The organism is Amycolatopsis sp. NPDC031561 (assembly GCF_055580625.1).
In genome coordinates, this window is the sequence record NZ_JBVILA010000006.1 from 149,359 (window position 1) to 156,942 (window position 7,584).

Annotated in this window: 1 pseudogene; it reads right to left on the reverse strand. The window is 71.4% G+C overall.

The window, feature by feature from the left end:
* Nucleotides 1-12: 12 nt before the first annotated feature.
* A pseudogene (locus ACZ5IK_RS16255) lies at nt 13-7,527 on the reverse strand (type I polyketide synthase); the annotation flags it as partial.
* Nucleotides 7,528-7,584 lie beyond the last annotated feature (57 nt).

Below are 7,584 nucleotides of genomic sequence, written 5' to 3' on the forward strand. Positions count from 1 at the left end.
GGCATGGCGGGTCCACTCCGCCGCGGAACCGTCCGGGCGGGAGAAGATCTCGAGGTTCTCGCAGTCCGCAGCGACGACGACCTGGATCCGCACCGCACCGCCGTCGGCGGGCAGCACCAGCGGGGCCTGCAAGGTCAGTTCTTCCACCTTGCCGCGGCCCACCTGGTCGCCCGCGCGCACCGCCAGCTCCACGAATCCGGTGCCGGGGAACAGGATCACGCCGCCGACGGCGTGGTCGGCCAGCCACGGCTGAGTACGTGTGGAGAGCCGGCCGGAGCACACCGTCGCGCCGTCGGCGAGTTCCATCGCCGCGCCGAGCAGCGGGTGCCCGACCGCGGACAACCCCAGCGCGGCCGGGTCCGTGCCGCCGTGAGGCGAGAGCGAAAGCATGCCCTGCGGCCAAAACCGCTCGTGCTGGAAGGCGTAGGTAGGCAACTCGACCCGGTTCCCGACGGGCAGCACCTTCGTCCAGTCGACGGTCACGCCGTGCACGAAGGCCTCGGCGAACGAGGTGAGCAGCCGGACCGCGCCGCCGTCGTCGCGCTGCAACGTGCCGCAGACCGGGGCGGTTCCCGACTCGGCGTCGGCGGCCAGTTCGTCCAAGGTGTCGTTCATCGCGCCGAGCAGCACCGGATGCGGAGTGACCTCGATGAACATCCGGTTCCCGCTGCCCGCCACCGTCCGGATCGCGCGGTCGAACATCACCGGCGCACGCAGGCTCTCGTACCAGTACCCGGCGTCCAGTTCCTCGCCGGTCAGGGTCTCCCCCGTCATCGCCGACACCATCGGCACCCGGCCTCGCTGCGGCGACACCTCCGCCAGCACCGCGCGGATCTCCTCTTCCAGGCTCTCGACCTGCGCACCATGCGACGCGTAATCCACCGCCACCATCCGCGCCCGCACGCCCTCGGCATCCAGTTCGGACTTCAGCTCAGCCAACGCCTGCGGCTCACCCGACACGACCACCGCGGCCGGACCATTCACAGCCGCAAGCGACAACCGATCACCCCACCCGCCGAGCCGCTCCACCACCTCAGAGGCAGCCGCGCTCACCGACAACATGCCGCCCAGACCTGCCAGAGCTTTCAGAGACTTCGACCGCAGCGCAACAACCTTCGCACCATCCTCAAGGGACAACATCCCCGCAACCGTCGCCGCCGCGATCTCACCCTGCGAATGACCGACCACCGCCTCCGGGCGCACCCCAGCCGCTTCCCACACCGCGGCCAACGACACCATCACCGCCCACAACGCAGGCTGCACCACATCCGCCGACTCCAACTCGCCGCCGAGCACATCGGACAGCTTCCAGTCCACAAAGGACTCCAAAGCCGCCTCGCACTCCGCCAGCCGCGCCGCGAACACCGCACTCGCCTGCGCCAGCTCACGCCCCATGCCGACCCACTGCGAACCCTGACCGGCGAACACGAACACCGCCCGGACCCCGGTCCGCGCCGACCCGGTCACCACCGCACCCGAGGGCGAACCCGCCGCCAGATCCGTCAAACCGGTGCCGTCGCCGATCACCACGGCCCGGCGTTCGAACACCGACCGCGTCGTCGCCAACGACCAGGCCACGTCCTCCGGACGCGTCTCCCGCCCGGTCAGCCAGTCGTCCAGGCGACGCGCCTGTGCGGCGAGTCCCGGCTCGGTCCGGCCGGACAGCACCAGCGCACCCGCGCCGGACACCACCGGAGCCGTCGCGTCCTCCGGTTCGGCCGGCACCGCGGCCGGCGCGTCCTCCAGGATGATGTGCGCGTTGGTGCCGCTCATCCCGAACGACGACACGCCCGCGCGGCGCGGATGACCGTTGACCGGCCACGGCGCGTTCTCGGTCAGCAGGCGAACGTCGCCCGCCGTCCAGTCCACATGCGACGAAGGCGTCTCGGCGTGCAGCGTGCGCGGAATCTCGTTGTTCCGCAACGCCAGCACCATCTTGATCACCCCGGCCACACCGGCCGCCGCTTGTGTGTGGCCGATGTTGGACTTGACCGAACCCAGCCACAGTGGACGGTCCCGGTCCTGGCCGTAAGTCGCGAGCACGGCCTGCGCCTCGATCGGGTCGCCCAGCGTCGTGCCCGTGCCGTGCGCCTCCACGACGTCCACATCGGACACCGACAACCCGGCATCGGCCAACGCCGCCCGAATCACTCGCTGCTGCGAAGGACCGTTCGGCGCTGTCAACCCGTTCGACGCACCGTCCTGGTTCACCGCGCTGCCGGCCACCACCGCCAGAATCGGGTGCCCGTTGCGCTGTGCGTCGGAAAGCCGCTCCACCACCAGCATGCCCGCGCCTTCGGCCCAGCCGGTGCCGTCCGCGTCGTCGGAGAACGCCCGGCACCGCCCGTCGGCGGAAAGGCCCTGCTGGCGCGAGAAGTCGATGAACATGCCCGGGGTCGCCATCACCGTGACGCCACCGGCCAGCGCCAGTGAGCATTCGCCGGAGCGCACCGCTTGCGCGGCCAGGTGCAGGGCGACCAGCGACGACGAGCACGCGGTGTCGATGGTGACCGCGGGGCCTTCCAAGCCGAGGGCGTAGGAGATCCGGCCGGACAGCACGCTGGTGGCGTTGCCGGTCAGGCTGTGCGCTTCGACCCCGCTTTCGGTGGCCAGGTTGAGGCCGTAGCCGGAGATGTAGCCGCCCGCGAAGACGCCGGTGGCGCTGCCCTTGAGCTTCGCCGGGTCGATCCCCGCGCGCTCCAGCGCCTCCCACGAGGTCTCCAGCAGCAGCCGCTGCTGCGGGTCCATCGCCAGCGCCTCGCGCGGGCTGATCCCGAAGAAGTCGGCGTCGAACCCGGCGGCGTCGGCGACGAACGCCCCTTGCGCCACATAGGAAGTGCCCGCATTGTCCCGGTCGGCGTCGTACACGTTGTCGAGGTCCCAGCCGCGGTCGGCGGGGAAGTCCCCCACCGTGTCGGTGCCGGAGGCCAGCATCTCCCAGAACTGCTCCGGAGTGCTGGAACCGCCGGGGAACCGGCACGCCATGCCGACGATCGCCATCGGCTCGTCGGCAGACGACACGGCGGCGGGCGCGGCGGCACCGATTTCCGGGTGCTCGCCGAGCAGTTCGGTCCGCAGGAACGCGGCCAGCGCTTCCGGGGTCGGGTAGTCGAACACCACCGTCGCGGGCAGCCGCTCGCCGGTCGCCGCCCCCAGCCGGTTTCTCAGCTCGACGGAAGTCAGCGAGTCGAAACCGAGGTCCTTGAACGCCCGCCGCTGCTCGATCGCGTCCGCCGAGGCGTGGCCGAGCACGATCGCCGCTTCGGTGCGGACCAGGTCGGTGAGCAGTTCATCCTGGTCAGCGGGGCTCAGCCCGGTCAGCCGCCGCACGAGTTCGCCGGTGGCTGGCGGCTGCGCGGCGACGGCGGGAAGACGTCGGATCGCCGGCAGATCCCGCAGCAACGGCGCGGTCCGCAGCTCCGCCGGGAGCTCGGCCACGTCGATGTCCAGCACGGTCTGCACCGGTTCGACCCCGCGCAGCGCCTCGCCGAGGGCGCGGACCGCGAGCTGCGGCTCCATCGGCCGCATGCCGCCGCGGCTGGTCCGGGTGCGCGCGGCCGCGCTGGAGTCGGCGAAGCCGCCGCCCGCCCACGCGCCCCACGCCACGGCCAGCGCGGGCAGTCCCCGCGCCCGACGGTGCTCCGCCAGCGCGTCCAGGTACGCGTTCGCGGCCGCGTAGTTGCCCTGTCCCGCCGCGCCGAGGGTCGAGGCGGCCGAGGAGAACAGCACGAACTCGTCCAGTTCCAGACCGGCGGTGACCTCGTCCAGCAACGCCGCGCCGCGGGCTTTCACGTCCAGCACGGCGGCCAGTCGCGCGGGTGACAGGTGTTCGAGCACGCCGTCGTCGAGCGCCCCGGCGGTGTGCAGCACGGTGCTCAGCTCGGGGCCGATCCAGGCGGCCTGCGCGGTCAGCGCCGCGCGGTCGGTCACGTCGCAGGCCAGCACGTCCACCCGGGTGCCCTGCTCGGCCAGCTCGGCGACCAGCGCCGCGACTCCGGCGGCCGGGCCGGAACGGCTGGTGAGCACCAGCCGACGCGCGCCGTTTTCGGCCAGCCAGCGGGACACGTGCCCGGCGAGCGCGCCGGTGCCGCCGGTGAGCCACACGTCGCCACGCGGCGTCCACGGCTCGCGCGAAACCCGTCCGGCCTGCACGAGACGGCGGCCCAGCACCCCGCCGTCGCGGAGCGCGACTTCGCGCTCAACGCCCCCGGCGAGCACCGAGACCAGTCGCGCGGCCGCGCGCTCGTCCAGCGTCTCCGGCAGGTCGAGCAGCCCGCCCCAGCGTTCCGGGTGCTCCAAGCCGACTACCCGGCCCAGGCCCCAAGCCTGCGCCTGCACCGGATTCGCGGCACCGTTCGCCACCGCGCCGCGCGTGGCCACCCACAGCGGCGCGCTGACCTCAGCCAAAGCCTGGACGAGCCCGAGGGTCGCGGCCAGTCCGCCGGGGACGGAGGGCAGTCCGGGCAGCGGGTTCTCGTCCAGCGCGAGCAACGACAGCACGCCCGCCGGCGCGGAGTCCAGCAGCGCGCCGAGCGCGTCCCGCGCCACGACACCGGCGGGGACCTCGATCACCTTGACCTCAGCTCCCGCGGCCGACAGCGCGTCGGCATACGGCCGCGTGCCGACGCTCTCCGGCGCGACAAGCAGCCAGCGTCCGGAAAGAGCCGCCGGAGCGGGCTCGGGCAGCGCGGTCCACTCGGTGCGGTAACGCCAGTCGGCGATGGTCGAGCGGTCCTGTTTCCGGCGCCGCCAGGACGCCAGCGCGGGCAGGAGCACGTCGAGGTGCTGCTGGTCGTCAAGGTCGAGTTCCCCGGCGAGCCAGTCCAGATCGCCCTCGTCCACCGCGGTCCAGAACTCGGTGTCAGCGGCGGCCGACGGCGTAAGCGAGATAATGCCGTCGGGCCAGTAACGCTGGTGCTGGAAGGCATACGTGGGCAGCTGCGCGCGGTTCCCCTGGGGAATCAGCGCACTCCAGTCCACGCGTGCGCCGTGCACGAACGCCTGCGCCAGCCCGGCCATCAGGCCTGTGCCGTCCTTGCGCTGCAAGGGGACGAACGCGGCGTCCGCGGTGCCGAGCGCGGACAGCGAACCGTCCGGACCGACCTCCAGGAACACCGAAATCCCCTGCGCAACAAGGGACTCCACCGCATCGCCGAACCGGACCGGGCGACGCGTCTGCGCAGGCCAATAGCCCGCCTCGCACACAGTCAACACTTCACCCGTCAACGCACCCGCCCACAGCAGTTCCGGACGCGCATACGTGAGTCCTTCGGCCACTTCGCGCAGCTCGTCCAGCACCGGATCCATCGCCGCGGAATGGAACGCATGGCTCACCCGCAACCGCCGAACCCGACGCCCGCGCTCGTTCCAGAGCGCGACAAGCTGGTCGACCGCCTCGACCTCACCAGAGACCACCACCGACTCCGGCCCATTGACCGCCGCGATCGACACCCCATCTGTCAGAGTCTCAACGACCTCGCTCTCCGATGCGTTGATCGCCGCCATCGCACCACCCACCGGCAACGCCTGCATCAACCGAGCGCGAGTAGCGACCAGACGACACGCATCCGACAGAGACAACACGCCAGCCGCGTGTGCCGCGGCCACCTCACCCACCGAATGCCCCACCACCGCATCCACACGAACACCCGCGGCGCGCAGCACCTCGAACAACGCCACCTCAAAAGCGAACAACCCAGCCTGCGCATACAAAGTCTGGTCACTGCCCGGTGTCTCCGGATCCAGCACGACGTCCCGAACCGAAACACCCAGCTCCAGCTCCAACAAGCCCGAAACCCGGTCGAAGGCCTGGGCGAACACCGGGTTCGCCTCGTAGAGGTCCCAACCCATGCCGGCCCACTGCGAACCCTGGCCCGCGAACACCAGACCAACCCGAGCACCCGGATCGGCAACCCCGGACACCACCGAACCCGACGACACTCCAGCCGCCAAATCCGATAAACCGCCCGCCAAATCCTCGCCCAGCACCACGGCCCGGTGCTCGAACACCGACCGCGTAGTCGCCAGTGCCCACCCGACATCCACCGGCGGCAGCTCGCGCCCGGCCACCCACCCGCGCAACCGCCGAGCCTGCGCGGCCAGCCCGTCCGCGCTGCGACCCGACAACACCCACACGGTCGGCTCATCTGTCACGACCACTTCGACGGGCTCCTCCGCCGGAGCCTCCTCGACGATGATGTGCGCGTTGGTCCCACTGATACCGAACGCCGACACCCCCGCCCGCCGGACCCGCTCGCCCCGCTCCCACGCCACGTTCTCCGTCAACAACCGAACCTCGCCCGACGCCCAGTCCACATGGGACGAAGGCGTCTCAGCGTGCAACGTCCGCGGAAGCTCGCCGTGCTGAAGGGCGAGCACCGCCTTGATCAGCCCCGCCATCCCGGCTGCGGCCTGCGTGTGCCCGATGTTGGACTTCACCGAACCCAGCCACAAGGGACGGTCCCGGTCCCGCCCGTACGTGGCCAGCAGCGCCTGCGCCTCGATCGGGTCACCCAGCTTCGTCCCCGTGCCGTGCGCTTCCACCACGTCCACATCGGACGCCGTCAGCCCGGCATTCGCCAACGCCGCCCGGATAACCCGCTGCTGCGAAGGACCATTCGGCGCCGTCAAACCATTCGACGCACCATCCTGGTTCACCGCCGAACCCCGCACCACAGCCAGCACACGATGGCCGAGCCGCTGCGCCTCCGACAGCCGCTCCACCACCAGCACCCCGGCGCCCTCGGCCCAGCCGGTGCCGTCCGCGTCCTCGGAGAACGCCCGGCACCGCCCGTCCGCGGACAGTCCTTGCTGCCGGGAGAACTCGACGAACGTCCCCGGAGACGGCATCACCGTGACACCACCGGCCAACGCCAGCGAGCACTCTCCCGACCGGACCGCATACGCGGCCAAGTGCAGCGCGACCAGCGACGACGAACACGCGGTGTCGATGGTGACCGCGGGCCCTTCCAGACCGAGCACATAGGACACCCGCCCGGACAGCACGCTGGTCGAGTTGCCGGTCATCAGGTGGCTTTCGACACCCGAATCCGCCTGGCCCGACAGGGAAACACCGATGCCGTACCCGGAGGCGAAGGCGCCCGCGAAGACACCCGTGGCGGTGCCCTTGAGCTTCGCCGGGTCGATCCCGGCCCGCTCCAGGGCCTCCCACGAGGTCTCCAGCAGCAGCCGCTGCTGCGGGTCCATCGCCAGCGCCTCGCGCGGGCTGATCCCGAAGAACGCCGGGTCGAACTCCGTGGCGTCGCTCAGGAACGCGCCCTGCGCGACGTAGGAGGTGCCCTCGTGCGCCGGGTCCGGGTCGTAGACGCTGTCGAGGTCCCAGCCGCGGTCGGTCGGGAAGCCGCCGACCGCGTCGGTCCCGGCCGACAGCAGCTCCCAGAACTCCTCCGGCGTGGTCACCCCGCCGGGGAAGCGGCAGGCCATGCCGACGACGGCGAGCGGTTCGTCGGCTCGTTCCCGGACCTCGCGCAGCCGCGCCCGTGCGTCTTGCGCGTCCGCGATGGCCCGCTTCAGGTAACTCCGAAGTTTGTCGTCAGACACGGTCAGCCCCTAGCCAGGATGTTC